Origin of the sequence: Halomarina salina, assembly GCF_023074835.1 — an archaeon.
Classification (GTDB): domain Archaea; phylum Halobacteriota; class Halobacteria; order Halobacteriales; family Haloarculaceae; genus Halomarina; species Halomarina salina.
On sequence record NZ_JALLGW010000001.1, the window covers coordinates 1,795,527 to 1,817,028 of the forward strand.

A 21,502-nucleotide genomic window follows, 5' to 3' on the forward strand; every position below is an offset into this window, starting at 1 on the left:
ATTGGTGTGTGTGTATCCCCCCCACCCCTACGCGCCCGCGTACGCGTGCGGATGTCTGGGAACACCCGAGAGCACCATTCAGAGGCGTGAACGGTGGGTTCCGCAGTAGGTGGGGTCTCCACGTGGGTACATCGCTTCCTTCTCGCACGGTTCGTTGTTCGAGCTGTTGATAGCTTCACACTCGGGGAAGTCCCCGTCCTCCTCACCGAGCCCCTCAGTCTCGCCCGAGTCGTCATCATCGATGTCCCAGGTGAACTCACCCTCGTCATCCATCGATGAGTAGGCGAGGTTCGTCGGAGGCAGGTTCCGGAGTTCGTATTCGACGTTCCGAATCTGCATGTCTCCTGAAGAGTCCTCGTCGAGCTTGTTCCCGAGCGTGACACGCGTCTTCGTGTCCTTCCGGGCAAACACAACCGACCTGCGGACGTCCTTCGGAATGTCCTTCCCAGTGTGCGCTATCAGAATCAAGTGACATTGATATTTGCGCATCAGCCGCATCGCGAGACTGAGGACGTCTCCCGCGGTCATGTCTTGGAATTTCAGCCCCTGTGCTGCCTCGTCCAGCATCAGCACCTTCGGCCCGTCCGTCTCCTGCATCCACTCTAGCGCCTCGGACCACGTCTTCACCGTGGGGAACGTGTCGGTCGTGTTGTTCGTACACGCCTGTAGCGTCTTCCCTACGGCTGCGTACGCTCTGATACCGCCGTCGATGGCGGTGTAGCTGAAGTCGGTCTTCCCCTTCCCAGTGTTCGAGCCCTTGGCGATGCTCGGTGCTGGACCGTACACCATCAGGTTAAGCATGTGGTCGTCATCGCTGGGACGCCACAGCTTCTCGGTCAGGACCTCTGCAGCACCCCACGAGGACGCGTCTATCGACTCGGAACCACCACGCCCCTTGCGATAGGACGACCGACCGACGTTCCCGTTGCGCACGTCGTCGTACAACGACTCGCCCCCGGAGAATTCGTACGCCCTCTCGAACAGCTCTGTCTCCTCGAACGACGAGACTTGTTCAGAGCTCTCGACAGGGTCGAACGACTGTGCCATCATGGCCATCGCCTTCCGCGCCACCGGGTCGTCTATCTCCGCGACCCATGGGGGCGGGGCGATGCCATCGTCGCGCTCGCGCTCGCGATTGAGCCACTCGCGCAGGTAGCTCTCTGCGAGACCATCATTACTCACTGTCCTCACCTCCCTCATCCTCGGCAGTACCATCGTCTGGCACGTCCCCTTCATCGGGCGTCGAGCCGGGGTCGGACTGACTCTCGCCAGTCGACTCCTCTATCTGCTCGGTCTTGCTCTCGTAGTCCGGGACGACCCGTTCGAGTGTTCCTTCGATGCCCGTGCCAGACGTCGCTCGCGCAATACCCTCGGCGACCTCGTCCGATGCGTCCGCATAGGACTGCATCTTGATACCAGGCAGCGAGTTCTTCACAGCACGCGCTTCTCGGAGGGTATCCATCATCGAGGAGAACGCCAATGCCGCACGCTCCTTGGTGCTCAGGATATCGTCGACACCGACGTCCTGGTGGTCGACCAGTTCGAACGGTATCTCGGTATCGAGGTCGTACGTGTCCGAGACGCGAAGGTCGTCCGCGTGTTCGGCCGTGTTCTCGTCCGTGTCGATGTCGAGAAGCAGCCACGCCTGGATACCAGTCGACCGCGTCCGGCGAGGTGCAGGCGTCCCCTCTGTGTCGTACTCCCGCGAGAGGGTCCCGAGCTTCGCCACGAGTACGTCGTACGCACCCGTACCAGGGTTTAGCACCGCAGCGAACTCCAGTGAAGGGTTGTAGAGGGCGTTGAGGATTGGACCCATTATCTTCGGCGCGAGGAATGCGTACACGATTACGACAGACCCGACCCCCAGCTTCACTTCATCACTGAGCGACGGCAGCGCCACCTGGATGACGCCCAGGGCGTCGAGGACGTAGACAGCCGTGACTGCCTGTATGAGGAATATGACAGACCCTCTGATAGAGACGTACCGTGAGAGCACTCCTCGGACACCCTCGTCGACGTCCTCATCACTCTGAATCAAGCGCTTCACGAGGGAATCTCTGGATGGTGAACCGACGATGTGGTCTTCCACTGGTTGGTAGTCGGACAGGACCGACTCGCGCTTCAGATACCAGTGAACTGAGTAGAGGGCACACGCTGTGACTGCGCCGAACAGCACAATCCAGAGGTAGTAGTCCTTGAGGTCCTGCAGGAACGGTGGTTCGGCTTCTGTGATGAACGTTGACCCCTGCTGTGACTGGATGAACATCGCCGTCCCCCCTTGATAGTCGGTCGCGGGGAGTGTCACCGTCGACGCCCCCTCGTCGACCTCGACCAGATACTCGACCTGCCCCTGATTGTTCATCATCGCGCCGAAGTCGATGACCCGGACACGCTGGTCTTTGGTCGATTCGAAGTCGAACATTACCGTGTCGTTCCGGTCCGAGATGTGGTAGTCCGTGATACGTACCGTCTCGTCGATATACTTCGCTCGGCCAGGTAGCTCCGGGGAAGGCGTTCGCTCTGAACTCCCTCCGCGCTGGATGACGTCGTTGCCCTCTTCCGGGTTTCCGATGTTCTCGTGCAGACCAGACGGGGGATTGTCGGGGTTATTCGACCACGCGAGCCACGCCTCGACGAACACCTGCTGATTCGCCGAGAACGAGGACTTGTGTTCGTAGTACCAGTTGGCCATCGCCTGCGAGTCGACCGTCACCTCATCCAACGGCTGCTGGGCGATGGATGTGACCCTTTCGACCGACCACTCACTTGAATCGCTCGGCGTCGAGGTTGTGTCGGTGTTTACCCCCGGGTTTTCCGCGTCAGAAGTCGTCGCCGATGTGCTATTCGTTGGTGTCTCCTGTGCGACGGCCACTCCGACCGTCGACGTCAGGAGCAGCATCACCAGCAAGATGGCTGGCACCGTTCTCTCGATTCTTGACATATCTGTAAGTGAGTGTCAAAAATAGCTGCAAAGGAGTTTCCCCGAAAGGGATGTTCGTCAGCGTCGTGGGTCGTACGCCCGCACCGCAGCACCACCGCCACCTTTCAGGAGGTAGACAATGATGACTCCTGCGCCAGCCCACACGTAGATGGGTACGTTCGGCACAGATGGCATCGATGGGATGACCGGGCCATCAATGATGGGGCCGTCGAACCAGTCACCTGGGTCGACGTTGACGGTGTTTCCGTCGTTGTCCTCGTCGATTTTCCCGTCGAGAATCTCAATTTGCTGCTGCAGCGCATTGATGGTCTCGGTGAGTTTGGAGACGTTGGCAGACGTCGGGTCTCGCGGCGTGTGGCCGACCGTCCCGACATTCTCGCCATCGCTGTCCCGCATCGCTTCAACGATGACACGACCCTGCGTCACCTCGAATGTCTTACCCTCGACACCGTACGTGACCGAGCCGTTGACGAACTCCTGTTTAGGCACCGTCGCCGTCACATAGAGCGCCGTGTTGATTTCTGTCGAGGAGTCCGTCACAGAGACGTTGTAGTCCTCGCCCGTTTCCCACACCTGGTTCGGTGGAGAGCCAGACATCCACACCGTCCCCGAGACCGTCTGCGGGGCGTCGAGTGTCTGGTTGTTCACCTTCGTGCCAGCCGTGAACGTCATGTCCATCGTGTTGACCGAGGACATGTTCTGGCTGCTGAAGCCCAGGTAACCATATTGGAAGCTCTGCCATGGCGCTTCGCCGACATCACTGGGCTCGACCGTCAGCTGGTGCCTCTCGCCCGGAGTGTAGAGGTCGGACCAGCTAATCTTCCCGAGCTGGACAGCGTTGTACGCGTCGCTGAGGTAGCCCGAGTCAGCATCACCGAGACCAGCCAGCACCGTGTCCTTGGTGGTGATGAGGTCATTGTGAACCTGCTTGTACTGATTGTGGAAGTTTTCGAGGGCGTGGAGCTCACCAGTGTCGTAGTCAACCGTGACACTGTCGAGGTCACCACTGTTGAAAACCTCCATCGTCGACGATGATGGCGCTTCGACAGTCCCCTTCAGCTCGCCCTCAGAATAAACATCGAACTCGCCATTCGATTCGACGAGTTTGATGTCACGGGACCCACTCCCGTCCGACCACGAGATGTCAGGGGTGCCACCTTCGACACCACTCCCATCAGCACCGTAGACGAATATCTGACTGTCTCCCTTCCACAGGACACGGAATTCGTGGGTGCTCGTGTTCCCGATATACACGTCGTTCGAATCCTCTTGCGTACCAGACGCGTCGAGTCGGTACGTCATGTTAGTCGGCGCAGACTCGTTCGTGTAGACGACCGAACCTGACGCCGGACTGTTGCTGTGGTAGAGCTCTTCGAACCGAGTCGCATCCCCTTCGTTGACAATCATCTTCCAGCCCTGCTCGGGGTGGTTCACGGCCACGAAGACGTCCTGCTCGAACGGGGAGGCAGTCGCCGTAATCGTGCCGTTCCCGTCCGTCTGATAGAGCGCATTGACAGTGCGAGTCGAACCGTTCGCGAGCTGAACCTGAACCTGTGCCGCAGACTTGTTGGCGACGTTGGTGAGCTGGTACTCTTCGATAGTACCGTCGGACTGGATGACACCAGCCTTGATGACGTCGCCGACACCAGCATCCTCAGCCTCCCACGCCGTCCGACCAATGGAAGAACTCATCGCGTTCCACTCCTGGACGAGTCCAATCTGTTGAGCCGACACCCGGTCACGCACCGCCGACCGCGCGTCCGTGATGGCCTCGACCTCCGAAGAGCCGTTGCGCATGCTCGACACGAAGTGGGTCTTACCGTCGAGGTACGCGGGGCTAGAGAGCTGGTCGTTGAACTTCGCGAACTGATTGAACGTGATACGCTCGTGGCGCTCGTCCTCCAACAGCTCGACGGCCGCCGCGAGGCGAGCCTCGCCAGCCGAATCCGCGTCGACGACCTCGTTACCGTTCTGCCAGCACGGGTCACGGACGTTCGAATACAACGTCGTCACAGTCCCAGTGACGAGCCCGATAGTGGCGTCGTCGACACACCCCTCTGCGCCGATGTCCGCACGGGCGGGCTGCACCGGGGAGGCCGCGGGCTGGACCATTACCACGCCAGCGAGCGTGGATGTGACCAGCATGAACGCCAGGACGAATGCTGACGCCGTTCGAAGTGCGTTGCTGCCTCTCATAGATTATTCACCCGTGCTCTTTCCAATCGCGTAGAATCCTGCGGACTGCAGGGCCAGCGCTGCCGTGCGGTGGATGTCAGTCTGCGTGACCGCGTCCATCAGCTGCGGGATATGTGGCCCCGCGACCAGAATAGACGCAGTGGCGACCAACGCGAGCTGCTCGAACGTGGTGAGCATCCGGTAGTCTTCACGGCTAGTGAACGATTCACGAGCAGCCAGTCCACCCAGTGCACCGATTCCCAACACGTGACCAATCGAATAGCCTCCACCGAATACAGTGAAGAGCTGTTCGCTCAGTGCGTAGCCGTACAAATCGAGGTTACCGATGCCGAGAGTCGCGATGCTCCCGAACAAGAAGGCAACCATCAGTCCCTGTTCTACTTCGTCGAATTCGCCGACATCGACGCCGACGAAATCTGCTGTTTTGCTTACAATCGACATTGCACACTGCGAGCTAAAAAGCGCGAGTAAAGGGGTTGCCCCGTGTGGGGCTACCCTGAGAGAACGAGTGGACGTCCACAGGGGGACGCCCGCAAGCACATGTTCGACAACCGAACCGTTTGCACAGTCGGATTGGACAGGACGATATTGCACGCCCCACATCATCGTGTCAGAACGCCCCCTATTGGTCTTCTGTAACCTCGACCAGTGCCCCCGACACAACCCCTTTGCACCCCCTGGCGAGTCAACCAACTGCAATGTCAAGCAGAGAACCAGATGTCAGCAGCAGCATAGGGGACAGCCCAGACGACCACCGCATCGACAACGACGACATCCGAGTCGGCATCAAGCGAAACACAGAGTCCAACCAGACAACCGACCGCATCCACGACGACATCACACGAGACTACGGCGAAGACGCTGTCGTCGAGGTCTCCGAAGACCTACAGAGTGAGACCCCTGACGGCAGTCGAATCATCGTCGTCACCTGGGACAGCCACGTCATCCCGGTCGACGACGTACAGACGGACTACGTCCACCACGACCTGACATGCATCACACGACGGCCGCCACAGCGCGACGGATACGTGGCTATCAGATATCGCTACGACGACTTCTGAACGCGAAAACCCCTGGTTTTTCGTCAGCGTGAGGCGCTGCAGAACTGATTCGCATATAAAGGGGGTCGAAGACCCCATGATGCCAACTGGAAATGGTGTGGGAGCCATCGACAACCAGGATGCCAGACAGACGAATGTTTCGCTTCAGAAACAGCGACGAGCCTTGAATTCCATACACTCCTGTAGTCGTTAACTGTGGAAGAAATTTCTCAGGGGACGAACGGAAAGGGAGCCTCTGACAACCGGTGTGAGAACCGGCATGAGGAACATATCCTGACACGTACTTGTAACTGTCCTCTCATTGCCACCACCATCTCTCGGCATCGGAAATGACACTTTTATATCCTTATTGACAATAACTACTCAATGATATTATATCGTGGTACGCAGTAACAGGACCACGTCTCAACAGCGAGACATGGGGACACCAATGAACCGAACCATCGTGACCTGCACAAACTGCGAACGAGTGTACACTGCCCAGAAGAAAGACAGGGATTTCATCGTCCCAACTCATGATGGGGGCTGCGAATGTGGGAATAGCACCTTCAGAGAGCATGAAGAAGTAGCTAAAGCAGACTAATAGCAAGAGCAGCCAATGCCCACGTCGCGGCGGCTGACTCTAACAAGAAAACGCCTGTATTTGTGTCGGGGTGAGGCACTGCAGAACGGTATTTGATGGTTGTGAGTCCCCCGGGGACGAACTAACTGGGAGACTCTGACAGCCGGGTCTGACAACCCGACGATAACACGGATGCGTGACAAACGGATGAATCTAACCCTTGATTGTCAGAAGAAGCGACGGGATTCCAGTTCGTTGATGCGCTCCTGCTGGTCCGCGACCGTTTCCTCCAGTTCGTCGATACGTGCAGTGAGTCCATCGATGCGCTCAGCCTGCCCCGATGCACTCTGGTCGATGCGATTCTGTATGACGGGGACGAGGCGCTGAAGCGCCTCCCGCGTGTCCTCCTGTGTCTTGTCGATTCGCGCGTGAACGTCATCAGCGACATCGTCCGCGTGGTCAACGGCGATAGACTGCGACCTCAGCAGCTCCGTCATCGGCACATAATCGTCGTCGATGTCGTCGATGCGCGCCTTGTTCTCCTTCGAGCGCGCGTTCACCCTATTCACTTTCGTGCGATAGCCCTGTACGGACTCTTTGGCGCTCTCGGCTGCCTCGATAGCCTCTGCGACGCCGTCCTGCAGGTCGTCCAACGAGTCGATGCTGACCTCGTCCGTATGCTCCGCCAGCCACCCCTCACCAGACCCTGTCAACCGATAATGGTGAGTGTCAGCTGCGGAGCCCGGGTTCTCCTCCGTACGGACGACCTCGACGAGCCCACGGGAGAGCAGATGCTCACGCATCGCGTGAGAGACGCTACCTGAGCCGATGACCAGGCGACTGGCGATGGTCGGGCCACTCAACTCCCCGTGCTCCCCGAGCACCGCCAGGATTCGACGTGCGGTCTTGTCGATTGTCATGGATATTTGAGTTCCAGACAACCGCAAAGGTTTGGTGGCGACTTGGCAGAGGACGACGAATCTCTATTAGAGATTCAAATTGTGACACACGTAGTTTGAAGTCTACAACATAGCTTGATGTCTGCAACAGTCCGGTTCAGAGCATACGGCGGATTCTGGGCCCCGTCTCGTTCTCGAACCACCGATAACAGGATGGGCACAGCTGCGTGTGGTCATCCACCTGGTGCATCCACCTCGCTGAGCAGTCCAGACCATCACACTGCTGGGCTTCCGCGCGGATTTCTCGTGCCGTTTTGAACTCGACATTCATCGCTCATCACCTGGCAGAGGTACGCCGAGCAGGTCATCCACGTCGATGACCTTAGTCGGCGTGTCATCCCCGTGCTTTCCACCCTCGCAGTCCTCGGGAGAGCGCAGCCACATTGCGTCATCGACCATCCCGCGATGGGCCATGCCCTCGACCTGTGCCCAGCCCCCTTCGATGGAGAAGTTTATTTGGACGAAGATGTCCGACTCAACGCCGTTCCGCAACCGCGGTAGAAGGTCTCTTTTCCGTCCGACAGCCCAGTCTTCGAACGCGTAATCGTCGAGATTCCGTCCCTTGATTTCGACCTTCGCTCCCGTGCCCTGGATGACATCCGAACCGTGGTTCATCTGCACTTCTTCGAAGGGGATTCCGCGTTCTTCGAGATAGCGTGCGTAGACGAGTTCAGCGATGCGTCCCGTGGTCGCGTGCTGTGCCTTTGTCGACGATGACCGCGACGCGCTGACCAGTGCCGATTCACACGCCTGTTCGCGCGTCTCGCTGGCTTCGTCAATCAGGTCTTCGTCGAGGGGGGTGAACCAGACCCCTGTCTCTTCAGAAGCGCTCATCGCTCAGTCACCTCAGTGATAGCGCCCGAACAGTCTGCCTCGGTGCAGTACAGGTAGAACGTGTACCGGTCACCATCACTCCCGACGAGTGTGGGGCCGAACGCACGGTTCCCGCACGGGCAGGTCTTCGTTCGACCCGAAACACGCTCGCGAGCTTCGATAAGGTTCATCGGCCACCACCCCAGGAGTTAGCGCTGACCCCACGCAGGAACCAATCCGAGTGGACCGACGACTGTGGGTCAGACGGGAACACGGGCGTAGGCGTCGATATCGGCTCGCGAGTCAACTCGCCCCCGACCCAGGGCCAATAGTGACCGTGCCGAATCCCGTGCACGCGTAGCCCTGCTGTCGAGGACCACGGCACGTCTCGCACGCCATCAGACGAGTGAGTGTCGGCTTCGTGGGTGTTGACACCCGACGAATCGAATCGTTGCTCTCTCGACGCGTGAGAAGTGTCTATGCATTCCGGGTCGCTTCCACAATGTCGAACATGTGACATTGAACTGTCACGGATACGCCCCCCTATTGGTGTTTGGTGGGTCGAAGGGGGGGGTCGGAATGGAATGGGAGAGACGGCACACCCATGACAGACGGCCAATGGCCGTCAATGGTGCCGTCACCAGGGACCACACAGCAACGACATGTCAAGCCTCACCATGCGGCGAGTGTTGCGAGGAGCCTCCTGCATTGATACTCCGGGCATCCGTACGAAGGGGTATGGTCGAGCCACCGTCGCCGCCATCGCCCCGGGACGCCGCAGACCAGGAGATGCTCGACTGGCTCGCGGAGCTGGCGTCGAAGGACGAAGAGTGGTGGGACCAGATGGAGGAGTTCGCAGAGGGTACGCCTTACTTCAACGTGAAGAGGCGGCCAGAGCCACACCTCGCGCGGTTGAACGACCCGCCCACATTGCCCCTGGAAGACGGCCGCCCGGACGACCTCATCTGGATGGACTGGCACACATGGAATGACGATTCACCCGTCGAGCACCCTGTGTTTCACCACCCCCTGGGACACGGGGACGCCGACCATCACCCGATTGAAACACTGCCCGGACCTGCAGTGCTCACGCGAGAGGGGCGTGCGGAAGAGTTAGGCGCTACGCCCTGTCCGGACTGCTGGGACTAATTACTGTCCAGAGACGCCGTACCCGTGCTGGTTCCGCCAGACTGAGTTATCCTTCTGGAGACGCTTCAGAGCCATACGCGTGCGGGTCGGCGGGAACTCGTGTTCGTCCTGCATTACCTCGATAATACGGCCTTCAACGATGTTACCACCAGACTCTGACTGCAGCTCCGAGAGCGCCTCGATGACTGATTCACAGTCCTCACGCTGGGACGCAGTCGGACCAGCAGAAAGTGCGTCTGCATCCAGATTGCCGTGCTGGTCGCTCGCAACCATCTGCAGCGACGATTCGAGCAGTGTCACTGCCCGTTCAGCATCTTCGATTTCGACCTCGTCGGATAGTCGCAGTCGGGCCGACGCGATTGCCAACCGGCGCAGTGCCTCGCCTTGACGAACAGTGACTGAGATTCTGTTCGCGGACGACTGACCCCTGAGGCGCTGAAACTCCGCCTGCATGTGCTTCGCTGCATCCACCGTCAACGAAGGTTCAATCGAACGGGCGATGGACAGAATCAGGCGCAGGTCAGAGACGGGGATGGTGTTATCGTCGACGTCTTCCCCTTCTGCTCGCTGCGCTTCTTTGACCAGTTTATTCATCGCTGCTGCGTCTGCCTCCTCGTTTGGACGGTCGAAGAACGGAACGACCAGGTCGAATCGCGAGAACAGGGCGTCCTCGATGCCAATCTGGTCCGTGATGGGTTCGTGTGGCGAGAATCGCTGCCCATCCGGGTTCGCTGTGACGAGCACGTCAGTCTCAGCGCGGAGGGTCGCACGGATGTTCGCCTTCGACAGCTCTACCTTTCCTGACGATAGCGCAGAGTGCAGGGAGTTGTGAAGCGCTTTTCCACCTTTGTCGAGCTCGTCGATGAAACACAGGCCACCGTTGGCGCGGACCAGTGCGCCCCCAGAGACAGTGTACTCGGCTGCGACGCGGTCGTCTTTAACGACCCCTGCCGTCAGGCCGACAGGAGTCACCGTCTCCGTGTCGACATTGATGGATTTCGGTGCCACTTCGGAGGCGAACTCGGCGATAGACGACTTTCCCGTCCCTGGGTCACCGACCATCGCGACGTGGATTGTCCCTCTACCAGATTCGGACGTGTACGCGCCAGCGAGTTGATACAGTACTGCGCGGCGACCCATTGCAATCTGGTCGCCAGACGCGTGGTCATCAACTGCCTCAAGCGTGGGGTCAATCGATGCTGCCGCCGTCGAGTAGTAGTCCTCTTGACTGACGATGCCCTCTGCGTGTTCGCGTTGCTCCTCCGAGACGTCCAACGACGAATAATCGACGTCGGCATGTTCGACTCCTACCGCACGGAGGACGAAGTCCGCGGTCTTCGCCCCGTGTGATGTGTCGCGCATCACAGCCGCTGCGATACGGACCTCGTCGCCAGATTCGACGCTATCGACGAGGGAATCGGAGAGGATGACTCGGCAGTCAGCAGGCTCTGCAACGTCGACGTGCCGGTGCAGGTCTTGGACGACCAAGTCTTGCACCTCGTGTGTCCGGTGTCCAGCGTCCTGCGGGTCGAACGTGAGCTCACGCTCACACTGACTATAATCACACTGCTCAGTCTCCAACTCATCAGTGAACCATGGCTGGATGACGTGGCCGTCATATTGACAGTCGGAGCATTTTCCGTGTGCTTGATAGATGCGGGTCCGCGTCGATGTGCGGTGTGTCACTGTCGCCTCGATGACCACCATCGTGTCGACATCGGACGCGCGAAGGCCCTCGATGGTGTGTGTCGGTCGAGGGATTCCGTTCACTGGAAGGAAACGCTCGGTGTCGACGGAATCATCGATGTGCGCCATGTCCGACAAGGTTGACTTCAAATGCGCGAACGAACATGCTGGCGACTGCGCGAGTTCCACGATGAGGGGGGCAAGGTCATCATCATCCGCCAGAGCTGGCAGGTCGATGGATTCCGTGCCGTACCGGTGGTGGTAGAGAGCCCACGCAACCCGCGAATACAGATTGCCCCGGCCATTTCCGTTAAGACCCAGACGACCTGCAGTGCTCTTTCCCGCCGAGTAATTAATCCCGTCTGGGAAATCAACGAATGGTGGCTCTGTCTCCGTGTCGAAGGATTTGCACCACTCCACCAGGTCTTCGTACGTTTCGCCATCGGGCGACTGGCTCATGAGTTGGACGATGCGGTCCTCTGTCTCTTGTGCAGCTGTACTGTCGTGCGGGCTACCGCCCGCGTCGGTCTCGTCGAACCCTACCATGGGTTACCCGTTATAAATCGGGTGGGTGGTAAAGGTCTGTCGGCAATACGGACTGTCTCTTTAAACGTAGTTTTATATGAGGGTGCAAGTTAATGATTATGGAGTGCCATATTGGGTTGAGTTTATATAGTATAACAAACGGCAGAAGAAATCACTAGACACTGACAGTCAAAAGCTCTTTACCCCTTGGAAATACAATATAATCCGTCGGCGAAGTCGGACCCTACCAATTCACTTCGCCTTTTCGGTCTTCCCCAACAAATACAATCAATAGTTGTACGTATGTCTTTAGTGTTACAAAATAACATATATCATGACTGCCGAGGTTACGGGCGAATATCCTCTCTCGGCGATAGCCCCCTTACCCCCCCGAAACGTCAACGAGGACGCCCCATCCTACGACGAACAGCACTTCAGTAGCCCCCCAGGGGGGGCGGTGGGCCTTAGAGAGAGTACGCACCTCTCTACAACAATACGTTTTACATTCCAATAATTTCCTCTTACGATTTCATTCACTAGCCGATTCCACCCACTGCCACTCACTACCACACTACGCTACCATACATACGTATTCTATACTCTCTAAAAACCTGTTCATATAAAATAATATACTCCCTATTGTGTAGAAATAGAAGAGGTGATTGTTAGAGTGGTGTGCGCTCTCGCTCTAGCCCCCCGCCCCCCTCCGGGGGGCTACCTAATCTCCTGTATGTGGTTGTTATGAGGGCTGTAACCATCGTCTTAGGGCGATGGGGGGCTACTTGGGGGGCTATTCAGCACCATCGTCAGAAAAAGCTGTACCGTCCGTTTAGACGAGTTCGCCGCATTCGTCGCACTCGTCTGCGCTGTGCCACGTCATCTCGTCGCACGCTCGGCAGAACGCGTAGCCGGTCATCGTCCCACCGTCCGTGCGAACACGTTGCGGGAGTGGTCCTCGCCACCGACGTCGATGATGGTCCAGGGTGCGGGGTCGATGCTGCCCTTGCGCCGACCCAAGGCCATCCACTCGCCGTCGTCGCACACGAGTACGTACTCGTCGTCCGCGAACGTCTCCTCGTCGATTCGTTTGAGGCCGTCATCGCCGAACCACATCGCCACGTCGTCGTGGGGGATGGTGTCCGCGTGGTCGGTTACTGTTCCGTCGTCGTCCAACAGTGTGCTTGTGGACATACATGGCTACTGAAATGTCTGGGCAAAGGGGTTGGGGTGGTCGGTTTGTTTCAAGCTGATTCGCGGTGGCTCGGATGGCAATCATCTATTATTAAGTAAAAGGAATATCTGGGGTACATTAATTACCACCCAATCCTGCGAGCCAGTAGGGAACACGAATCGACCATTTACAGACGAACCCTCAATGACGGTTATCGCGGTTCGGGGGTGGCAGTGCGTCCAACGAGTCTTCGTGTATTCCAGTACTTAATGACACGAACTACACGACGTTCTGGAGCGAATTATAGTGAGGAGGATTGTAGCGATAATCGGTATCTCATTGGATTTGACCCAGAAACAGACTCGATTAGCCAAACAGTCATTGCTGGAGTCGCTGCCCTCACAGATACACCCTGGAGGGACTGTCCAGTGTTCTATGAGACGATGGACCCGGACGCGCTGGACGCGCTTTTTGATACTCATCCCGACGGAACAGAGCGTCCCGGACAATGGGCTATCGAATTCACCTACGCGGAGTGTGCCGTGCAGATTACTGCAGGTGGGTATATCGCACTCACCCCACTGTCGGGTACTGCAGAATAAGAAACTCGATACATCTCCCGAAGGCAGTGCCTCTGGCTGAGACGATTCGGACGCAGACACTCGTCAGTCTCTGGTGTGCGTTCAATTCGTGACCTCACACATTTGATAGCAGCGCCCGTACACCCACCATGGAGACTGTCGCTGACCGAGCGCGTGACCACGTCCGGGCGTCTCTTCTCGTCTTGAACGCTACAATCCCCTCATTCACGCGGTGCTGACCTTCGGAACACCTAATAACAGTGGCTAATATCACCTTGATGTACCAATCATGCAGGCAGGCAATGAGAGGGGGAAACGATGATTGTTGAGTTCACGATTCAGCAGCCGACACTCCTCCAGACATTGCGAGCGGCACCATCAACGCGAGTTATCTGGCAGCAAACCGATTCGACGGCCAACGACGAGCGACTCATTCTGTTCTGGGCGGAGTCAGACGACTACGACGCGTTCGAGCAGGCGATGTACGACGACCCGACGGTGACCGGACCGAAGACGCTCACGAAGTTCAGCGACCGGCGATTATACCACGTCGAGCAGACCGGCGAGGGCATCGCTCAAGCAGTCTACCCGTCGATAGTGGAAGTGGGAGGCATCGTCCAGCAGTGCATCGCGACCCAGGAGGGCTGGTGGTATCAGGTCGCGTTCCCCGACAACGACGCGCTCACGCACTTCCACGACACCTGTACGGACCACGACCTCGACTTTCGACTCGAACGGAAGTACGAGGAAGCCGACGACGACAACCCCTCTGGCAGTTATGGACTGACCGAGAAACAACGCGAGATGCTCGCGCACGCTATCGAGCAGGGGTACTACGAGGTGCCCCGCGCGACGAACCTCGATTGCATCGCCGAGGAGCAGGACATCTCCCATCAGGCTGCCTCCGAACGCCTCCGGCGAGCGGTCGAGGTGCTCGGGCAACATACCATCATGACGACCGCCGAACCGACCGGTCAGACTGCACAGGAAAGCGACGCACCTGACCCGAGTGAAGGGTCGGGACAGAGCGCGAACTGACGCTTAGACGGCTGGCCTGACTGCCGTGACCAACATCTCGTAATCCATCCGGGCTTCTGTCTCGTGACAGACCCATGCGCCTTCGACATCGACGTCGTGTTCGTGCGCCGAGTCGATGAGTGCGGTGAACTGTTCGATTAGCTCTGCTTCGGTCGTGACGGTCGGGGGTGAGTGTGGTGAGTCCATATGGTTCTGAGTCCACGCCAACGTTCTCTCGCCTACCGACGAGACCATTCTGAGCAGTCGCTCTCAGCTGCCTGCAGTCGTCTTCACGAGGGACACTCGAATACGACCATGGCCTGCGAGGGCATGTCCACTCCACTGGGGAGTGGTACCCCTCGATACACTCACGCTCTAGGTCAATCATTACCGGCAAGGCATGCACTGCGCGACATCGGTCTCTATCTCTGGTGTGCGTTCAATTCGCGATGTACGCCAAATCTTTGACAGCAGCACTCGTGAACAGATGCATGGAGACTGTCGCTGACCGAGCGCGTGACCACGCCCGGGCGTCTCTCGTCATCGTCGCATTCGGCGTGTTCGCGCTCGTCTACACTGCTTTCATCGTCTCAATCGTCATCCTAGGCCTCCCTCTCGTCGGGTTCTGACGACGTTCATCTTGTTGAGAATTTGACTTAGTAGGCCACGGTCCGTATTTCGAGACGATGGGCAAACGAGTCGAAATCATGGTGCTGGTCCGTCATATGGTCATCCACAACGATATAGAGGACCTGAAAGACGGCTGGGTGGAGGTCGACACATCGGATGACCCTGATGCGAAGACGCGCATTTTCAAGGGGGAGTTATCTGGCGATACGTTCGTCAGCGACGAGGGTGGGGATGTGTACGTCATCGAAGAGCAGCCCGGTGATTACCATCCCCCTGTGGAATCGGAGATGCCGATTCTGCGCCGTTGCAACGACCCAGGTACGATTGCTGGCGTCATACATCGCATCGACGAAACGTGGATTCACGAATCTGGTTAAGCTGCTTTTGGTCGTGGCTGTGTGAGGGCATCTGAATCGTCTGGCAGCCGGTGGTGTTGTTATTTTTTGTTATGCTGCTGCTCGCTTGTACGAGAAGTGGTCGGGGACGAAGTCGACGTTCACGTCCTCGTAGTTCGCGGGCGGCGTGCCCTCACAGCCCTCCTCGCCGACGGCGGAGTCGAACTCGGCCGTCGAGTAGAGGTAGTTCAGCACGTCGTCGCCGTCCTTCCAGAAGTTCGAGAACGACCCGACCGAGCGCCCGATGGCGGAGCCGTACTCGCCGCCGGTCGACACGCTGTCGTTGTCGGCCGCGCCGCCGAGCAGGCTGACCGAGGCGAGAGCGTCGCCCAGTCCCCACGCGTCGAGCGTCTTCACGGCCTCCAGCACGACTCGCGCACCGAGCGAGTGTGCGACGAACCGGACGTCCGTATTCGGGTACTGCTGGCGGACGTCGCGGGTGTACGCCGCGAGTTTCCGCCCGTTGCGCTCGGCGATCTCCGTCGCGTTCCACCACTGCGTGACGCCCGTGTCGGCGTCGTAGCTGAACCCGACGCCGGGGTGGTCGTACCCCTCGATGCCGAGGTTCGTCACGCCCGTGTAGCACGTGTCGAGGCCGCTCTGGTCGTCGTTGAGCCAGCCGTGGGCGAACACGAGTAGTTCGTCCTGGCCGTATGTACCGGAGAAGTCGCCCGCCGTCTCGTAGTCCGTCGGCGTGTGCCCGTCGGTCAACTGGACTTCGCCGTACCAGGTGATATCGAAGTGGTCGCGGGTCGTCACCCGCGGGAAGCCGCTCGGCGCGGACTTCCCGCCGTCACCGCCGATGGCCGCCGCCGACCCGCTGACGCCCACCGCGCCGACAGCCACCGCCCCAGTCACCGTCAGGAACCGCCGTCGTGATAGCCCGTTGCCAGACATTAGCTCACCCACAGGCGACGATACGATAAGTGTTTCCAACGTTCGTTACAATCGGAACTGGGACACCATCGTTTCAGATAGCACCCGACACAGCTACCGACTGCTGGTCAGAGCAACGCGCCGGGGTTCATGATTCCCTCGGGGTCGAGCGTTCGCTTCATCGAACGCAGGGCGTCGAGGTAGCCGTCGGGGATCTCGCGGTGGTAGTGGTCGCGGTGGACCCGCCCGACGGCGTGGTGGTGGGTCGTGGTCGCGTCGAACTCGTCGAGCGTGTCCGAGGCGGCCTGCTTGATGGCGCGCCACTGCTCCACCTCGTCGCCGGGGTCGGCCGGAGCGAGCAGCGTGTAGTACGGTGCCGGGCCGTCGGGGTAGACGTGCGTGAACCGACAGGAGAGGAAGCCCGCGCCGCACTCCTCGCGCATCGCCGTCCCCACGCGCTCCCGAACCGCCTCGTGGAGGTCGGGGAAGCGGTCCCACGTCACGGCCGTCTCGAACGTATCGACGAGGACGCCGATGCTGACCAGCGTGTTGAACCGGTAGGGGGCCTCGAAGAACGAGTTGCGCCACTCGCCCTCGGTGCCAGTGCGGTCGTCGTCGCCCGCCGATTCGCCGCTCGTCTGGGCCTCCTCTCTCCCGCCTCCTTCCGGTCCGTTCGCCTCCGCTCCGCCCGCGTCCGGCCCCTCGTGGGTCGGGTCGTCCCACTCGCCGCCGTGGTCGGCACAGACGGCCAGGGCACGCTCCATCGTCTCGACGGTCGGACCGTCGAGCGACTCGAACCCCAGCAGGAGGAGCGACGACCCGTCTGCGGCGAGTTCGTTCAGCATCGCCTCGCGCGGGCCGAGCAGGCGGCAGTTCGCGGGCGAGAACCGCGCCTGCACGAGTTCGCGGGTCGCTTCGACGCCGTCCCAGAAGTCGTCGAAGCGAACGGTCGCCCGCGAGCGGTGGCGGGGCCGTGGCTGGACGCGGACCCAGCCCTCGGTTATCACGCCGAACGCACCCTCGCTGCCGAGCAGGAATCTGTTGGGGTCCGGTCCCGCACCCGAGGCGGGTAGCCGTCTGGTTTCGAGCACCCCGGCGGGCGTGACGGCGCGGACCGACTCCACGAAGTCGTCGATGTGCGTGTAGCGCGTCGCGAAGTGTCCGCCCGCGCGGGTGGCGACCCACCCGCCGAACGTCGAGAACTCGTAGGACTGGGGGTAGTGGCGCAGTTGCAGCCCCTCCTCGGCGAGTTGAGCGTTCAGCCCCGGCCCAGTCGCCCCAGCCTGGACGCGGGCGGCCCGCGAGGTGTGGTCGACCTCGAGTACTTCGTCCAGTTCGCGGGTGTCGAGCGAGACGACGCCGCTGTACCCTGCACCCCGACACTCGACGCCACCGACGACGCTCGTCCCGCCGCCGTAGGGGACGATGGCGACTCGCTCGTCGCTCGCCCACAGCAGCAGGTCGGGGATGTCGGACTCGCGCTCCGGTCGGGCGACGGCGTCCGGTGCGGGACCGTACTCGCCGTAGAACCCGCGCACGAGGTCCGGGTAGCCCTTGCCGTAGGTGTGGCGGGCGCGCACCTCCGGGTCGGTGGTGCAGAAGTGGAACGGCGGTTCGACCCTCGACTCCGGGACGGTCGGAGCCCCGTCGTCGGGCAACTCCAGCAGCGGTCGCTCGGGGAACCCGAGCATCGTCTCGACGCGGGACTTCAGTTCGCGGCGGTCCGCCTCGCTCGGCTCCCGGTCGGCGTAGCCCCATCCCCAGCGACTCAGGTCGTCACCCGTTGACATGGCCTCAGGTGCAGTGCCGCCGACAAAACGCTGTGGGGCGGGCTCGCCCCGGCGTCAGTGCGCTCGACGGGCCGCCTCGTGGGCCGCCGTGACGGTCTCGGCGAGCTGTTCGACCGGCTCCGGCCCAAACAGGTGCGTGTCGCAGCCACAGTCCGAGGCCCCGAGGTGTTCCACGGCTGTCACCTCGTCCGCGAGTCGAGTGGCGACGGCGCACTCCGCGTCGATTCCGTCGCTCGTCACCACCGACTCGACGGTGCTCGCCGGGTGACCGAGCAGGTAGTCGACGTGCCAGTGGCGAGCGTCCCGTTCGCCGCGGGCGAGTTCGCGGTGTCGGTCGACCCGCGCGAACCCGCCCGGACCGAACGCCGTCCCGACGTACGCGTACGCGCCAGCGGGTAGGCGACGCTCCCCGGCCGCACCGAACGCGATGCACGCATCGTCCGCGAGTCCCACTACGAGTGTGTACGTCCCATCGCCGTCCATGGTCGGGTGGCGCGACGGAGCGTGTTGAACGGTTCGTTCCCGTGAACGTGGGAGTCACGCACGAGAGACAACACAAAACCTTTGTTCGCGCGTCGTGCTACCACCTCACTAGGTGACGAACCATGCCAGTACCCGTCTATCCCTCGGACGAACCGGACGACGAGGAGGCCCCCGACGGCGAGAAGCCGACGCTGCCGTTGCGGTGTCCGAACGGACGGTTCGTCGTCGTTCCCGGACACTGACGGCCGTCAGCGGAGCGGAGAGCGGTCGGTGACACTCTCTTTGAGCGACGGGTTCGGCCCCGCCGTTTAGGTGATTCCGTCTCCTACTGCCAGGTATGCCACAGGTCGACCTCAGCGAAGAGACCGTCGAGCGCCTCGACGCGCTCCGTATCGAGGAGGAGAGCTACGACGATGTCGTGTCGGAACTCATCAGCATCTACGAGGCAGAGGGCCTGTCGATGGCCCGCGGCGGCGACGAGTCCGGGTAGTCCACTCCGGGCCGTCGAGTCGACCCGTCGCCGGAGTCGTGGGTCGACCGAGAATCAGTCCTCTTCTTCGAAGTCGAGTGCGACGGAGTTGATGCAGAACCGCTTGCCCGTCGGGTCGGGTCCACGGTCGGACGCTATGCGCCCGACCTGCTCGACGGCGTAGCCGTCGACCATCGTCGAAGACGTGGCCGAGGTGGCCGTCAGTCTTCCTCCTCGAAGTCGAGTGCGACGGAGTTGATGCAGAACCGCTTGCCCGTTGGGTCTGGTCCATCGTCGAACACGTGACCGAGGTGGCCGCCGCAGTTCGCGCAGACGACCTCCGTGCGGACCATTCCGTGGCTGGTGTCCTTCCGGAGTTCGACGCTCCCCTCGGCGGCGTCGTAGAAACTCGGCCAGCCAGAGCCCTCCTCGTCGAACTTCGTCCCCGACTCGAACAGTTCCGTGTCACAGGCGGCACAGACGTAGGTGCCCTCGTCGTCCTTACCGATGAACTCGCCGGTGAACTTCGCCTCGGTGCCCTGCTCGCGGAGCACGCGGTACTCCTCGTCGGTGAGTACCTCGCGCCACTCCTCGTCGGTCTCGGGCAGGTCGTACGTCTCGGTGTCGTGGTCCGAGTCGCTCATGGCACGACGTACGCACCCGAGGCGTATCAATCCGTGGCGAGTGGGCCGCGCGACGGAGTGACGACTCTGCTCGTCAGCGCTACCCCTTGACGTTCGCGATTGGGCGCATCCGCGCCACCTTCGTCCCGATGCCGAGGGCGTCGCTCACCCGGACCACCTCGTCGACGTCCTTGTACGCACCCGGTGCCTCCTCGGCGACCGTCTCGCCGGAACGGGCCTTCACGTAGACGCCTTCCGAGCGCAACCGCTGTTGCAGGTCGCCCGCCTCGTAGTCCTTCTTCGCCTGCGTCCGGGACTTGAGTCGACCAGCGCCGTGGGCGGTCGACCCGAACGTCAGGTCCATGGAGCGCTCGCCGCCAGCCAGGACGTACGAGTGGGTGCCCATGCTCCCCGGCAGGAGCACCGGCTGCCCCACGTCGCGGTACGCGCCGGGAATCTCGGGGTGCCCCGCCGGGAACGCTCGCGTGGCACCCTTCCGGTGGACGAGCACCTCCCGCTGCTCGCCGTCGACCTCGTGGGTCTCCTCCTTGGCGACGTTGTGGCAGACGTCGTAGACGAGTTCCACGTCGTCGGTGCCGAACAGGTCGAGGAACGCCTCGCGGACGGCCTGGGTCATCGCCTGGCGGTTCGCCCAGGCGAAGTTCGCGGCGGCGTTCATCGCGCCGAGGTAGTCCTCGGCGGCCTGGTCGCCGAGCGGCGCGTAGACGAGTTGGCGGTCGGGCAGCGAGTCGACGAGGTCCGGGTAGGTCTTCTCGAACCGTCGGATGTAGTCCTGACACACCTGGTGACCGAGGCCGCGCGACCCCGAGTGGATCATCACGACGACGCCGTCCTCGCGCAGGCCGTACGCCTCGGCGGTCTCGTCGTCGTAGATGTCCGCGACGCGCTGGACCTCGAGGAAGTGGTTGCCCGACCCGAGCGACCCGACCTGCTTGACGCCGCGGCGCTTGGCGTCGTCGGGGACGGCGTCGGGGTCGCCGTCGAGTCGCCCCTCCTCCTCGCAGTGCGCGAGGTCGGCGGGGCGAGCGTGGCCCGCCTGCGCCATCCACTCGATCCCGTCTTCGAGGATGCCGTCGAGGTCCTCGCGGTCCACGTCGACGTAGCCGCCCTTCCCCAGACCGCACGGGACGAGGTCGTAGAGGCGTTCGACGAGTTCCTGCTCGTGCCCTTCCACGTCCGCGTAGTCGAGGTCGGTCCGCAGGACGCGGACGCCGCAGTTGATGTCGAAGCCGATTCCGCCCGGCGAGACGACGCCGTCCTCCGCCGAGACGGCGGCGACGCCACCGATGGGGAAGCCGTACCCGAGGTGGCCGTCGGGGAGGACGAGGCTGTACTTCTGGATTCCGGGCAGGGCGGCGACGTTGCGGATCTGCCCGAGGGTCCGTCCCTCCTCCTGCATCTTCCGGAGGAGCGGTTCGCTCGCGAACACCCGCGCCGGGGCCCGCATCTCACCCTCCTGCGGGATCTCGTAGACGTTCTCGGTGAGTTCGGTGAGGTCCATACCCGACGTTGGACGCTCGGGAAGAAAAGGGACGTGCGTGAGTCGGCGCGGAG

At 61.0% G+C, this 21,502-nt stretch carries 21 protein-coding genes and 1 pseudogene; 7 read left to right on the forward strand and 15 right to left on the reverse strand.

The window, feature by feature from the left end:
• Window positions 1-78: 78 nt before the first annotated feature.
• From MX571_RS09060 to MX571_RS09075, 4 genes are read right to left on the reverse strand one after another with little or no spacing between them, the layout of a single operon-like run.
• The gene (locus MX571_RS09060; protein ID WP_247415660.1) at window positions 79-1,215 is read right to left on the reverse strand and encodes a hypothetical protein; all 1,137 of its coding nucleotides are present in this window, start codon (window positions 1,213-1,215) and stop codon (window positions 79-81) included.
• Window positions 1,175-2,941 (reverse strand): DUF8063 family protein, encoded by a 1,767-nt coding sequence (locus tag MX571_RS09065; protein WP_247415663.1) that lies wholly within the window; start codon window positions 2,939-2,941, stop codon window positions 1,175-1,177. Before MX571_RS09065 ends, MX571_RS09060 begins: the two co-directional genes overlap by 41 nt.
• 57 nt (window positions 2,942-2,998) lie before the next feature.
• Entirely contained in the window at window positions 2,999-5,137 is a 2,139-nt protein-coding gene (locus MX571_RS09070) for an Env/VP5 family phage fusion protein (protein ID WP_247415665.1), read from the reverse strand.
• 3 nt (window positions 5,138-5,140) lie between these two features.
• A complete protein-coding gene (locus MX571_RS09075; protein ID WP_247415667.1) occupies window positions 5,141-5,578 on the reverse strand; it encodes a DUF8023 family protein in 438 nt (145 codons plus the stop codon).
• Window positions 5,579-5,835: 257 nt separating this feature from the next.
• On the opposite strand from MX571_RS09075, the gene MX571_RS09080 reads away from it, so the two are divergent.
• The gene (locus MX571_RS09080; protein ID WP_247415669.1) at window positions 5,836-6,198 is read left to right on the forward strand and encodes a hypothetical protein; all 363 of its coding nucleotides are present in this window, start codon (window positions 5,836-5,838) and stop codon (window positions 6,196-6,198) included.
• A gap of 789 nt (window positions 6,199-6,987) precedes the next feature.
• Here MX571_RS09080 and MX571_RS09085 read toward each other — a convergent pair.
• Window positions 6,988-7,680, reverse strand: a complete 693-nt coding sequence (locus MX571_RS09085) for a helix-turn-helix domain-containing protein (protein ID WP_247415670.1) — start codon at window positions 7,678-7,680, stop codon at window positions 6,988-6,990.
• 306 nt (window positions 7,681-7,986) lie between these two features.
• Entirely contained in the window at window positions 7,987-8,553 is a 567-nt protein-coding gene (locus tag MX571_RS09090) for a hypothetical protein (RefSeq protein ID WP_247415672.1), read from the reverse strand.
• A 717-nt stretch (window positions 8,554-9,270) separates the two neighbouring features.
• On the opposite strand from MX571_RS09090, the gene MX571_RS09095 reads away from it, so the two are divergent.
• Window positions 9,271-9,681 carry a hypothetical protein gene (locus MX571_RS09095; protein WP_247415674.1) on the forward strand — a complete coding sequence of 137 codons (411 nt, stop codon included), beginning with the start codon at window positions 9,271-9,273 and terminating at the stop codon, window positions 9,679-9,681.
• Here the strand turns inward: MX571_RS09095 and MX571_RS09100 are convergent, their stop codons facing one another.
• Window positions 9,682-11,913: an AAA family ATPase gene (locus MX571_RS09100; RefSeq protein ID WP_247415676.1), complete on the reverse strand. Its 2,232-nt coding sequence runs from the start codon at window positions 11,911-11,913 to the stop codon at window positions 9,682-9,684.
• A gap of 891 nt (window positions 11,914-12,804) precedes the next feature.
• A complete protein-coding gene (locus tag MX571_RS09105) occupies window positions 12,805-13,083 on the reverse strand; it encodes a hypothetical protein (RefSeq protein ID WP_247415678.1) in 279 nt (92 codons plus the stop codon).
• Between the two features lie 249 nt (window positions 13,084-13,332).
• On the opposite strand from MX571_RS09105, the gene MX571_RS22685 reads away from it, so the two are divergent.
• Together MX571_RS22685 and MX571_RS09110 are read left to right on the forward strand one after the other, a co-directional pair.
• Entirely contained in the window at window positions 13,333-13,665 is a 333-nt protein-coding gene (locus MX571_RS22685; RefSeq protein WP_368409005.1) for a HalOD1 output domain-containing protein, read from the forward strand.
• Window positions 13,666-13,962: 297 nt separating this feature from the next.
• The gene (locus MX571_RS09110; protein ID WP_247415681.1) at window positions 13,963-14,682 is read left to right on the forward strand and encodes a helix-turn-helix domain-containing protein; all 720 of its coding nucleotides are present in this window, start codon (window positions 13,963-13,965) and stop codon (window positions 14,680-14,682) included.
• A 3-nt stretch (window positions 14,683-14,685) separates the two neighbouring features.
• Here the strand turns inward: MX571_RS09110 and MX571_RS09115 are convergent, their stop codons facing one another.
• Complete coding sequence (locus tag MX571_RS09115) at window positions 14,686-14,868, reverse strand: hypothetical protein (protein ID WP_247415684.1); 183 nt, start codon at window positions 14,866-14,868, stop codon at window positions 14,686-14,688.
• Between the two features lie 284 nt (window positions 14,869-15,152).
• Between MX571_RS09115 and MX571_RS09120 the strand changes: the two genes are divergently transcribed.
• A complete protein-coding gene (locus tag MX571_RS09120) occupies window positions 15,153-15,290 on the forward strand; it encodes a hypothetical protein (protein ID WP_247415687.1) in 138 nt (45 codons plus the stop codon).
• A gap of 78 nt (window positions 15,291-15,368) precedes the next feature.
• Window positions 15,369-15,668, forward strand: coding sequence for a hypothetical protein (locus tag MX571_RS09125; RefSeq protein WP_247415689.1), 300 nt, complete (start codon window positions 15,369-15,371; stop codon window positions 15,666-15,668).
• A gap of 69 nt (window positions 15,669-15,737) precedes the next feature.
• Here the strand turns inward: MX571_RS09125 and MX571_RS09130 are convergent, their stop codons facing one another.
• The 3 genes from MX571_RS09130 to MX571_RS09140 form a co-directional block, all read right to left on the reverse strand.
• Window positions 15,738-16,583, reverse strand: a complete 846-nt coding sequence (locus MX571_RS09130; protein WP_247415690.1) for a DUF726 domain-containing protein — start codon at window positions 16,581-16,583, stop codon at window positions 15,738-15,740.
• 107 nt (window positions 16,584-16,690) lie between these two features.
• On the reverse strand, window positions 16,691-18,352 hold the full coding sequence (locus tag MX571_RS09135; protein WP_247415693.1) for an FAD-binding oxidoreductase: 1,662 nt from the start codon (window positions 18,350-18,352) through the stop codon (window positions 16,691-16,693).
• 54 nt (window positions 18,353-18,406) lie between these two features.
• The gene (locus MX571_RS09140) at window positions 18,407-18,835 is read right to left on the reverse strand and encodes a GIY-YIG nuclease family protein (RefSeq protein ID WP_247415695.1); all 429 of its coding nucleotides are present in this window, start codon (window positions 18,833-18,835) and stop codon (window positions 18,407-18,409) included.
• Window positions 18,836-19,172: 337 nt separating this feature from the next.
• Between MX571_RS09140 and MX571_RS09145 the strand changes: the two genes are divergently transcribed.
• Window positions 19,173-19,325 carry a DUF7557 family protein gene (locus MX571_RS09145; RefSeq protein WP_247415698.1) on the forward strand — a complete coding sequence of 51 codons (153 nt, stop codon included), beginning with the start codon at window positions 19,173-19,175 and terminating at the stop codon, window positions 19,323-19,325.
• Window positions 19,326-19,379: 54 nt separating this feature from the next.
• Here the strand turns inward: MX571_RS09145 and MX571_RS09150 are convergent.
• The 3 genes and pseudogenes from MX571_RS09150 to MX571_RS09160 all read right to left on the reverse strand — a co-directional run.
• Window positions 19,380-19,527: pseudogene (locus MX571_RS09150) on the reverse strand (peptide-methionine (R)-S-oxide reductase); the annotation flags it as partial.
• Entirely contained in the window at window positions 19,526-19,948 is a 423-nt protein-coding gene (gene msrB, locus MX571_RS09155) for a peptide-methionine (R)-S-oxide reductase MsrB (protein WP_247415704.1), read from the reverse strand. The pseudogene MX571_RS09150 and the gene msrB, both read right to left, overlap by 2 nt.
• 79 nt (window positions 19,949-20,027) lie before the next feature.
• Window positions 20,028-21,449, reverse strand: a complete 1,422-nt coding sequence (locus tag MX571_RS09160) for an RtcB family protein (protein WP_247415707.1) — start codon at window positions 21,447-21,449, stop codon at window positions 20,028-20,030.
• Window positions 21,450-21,502 lie beyond the last annotated feature (53 nt).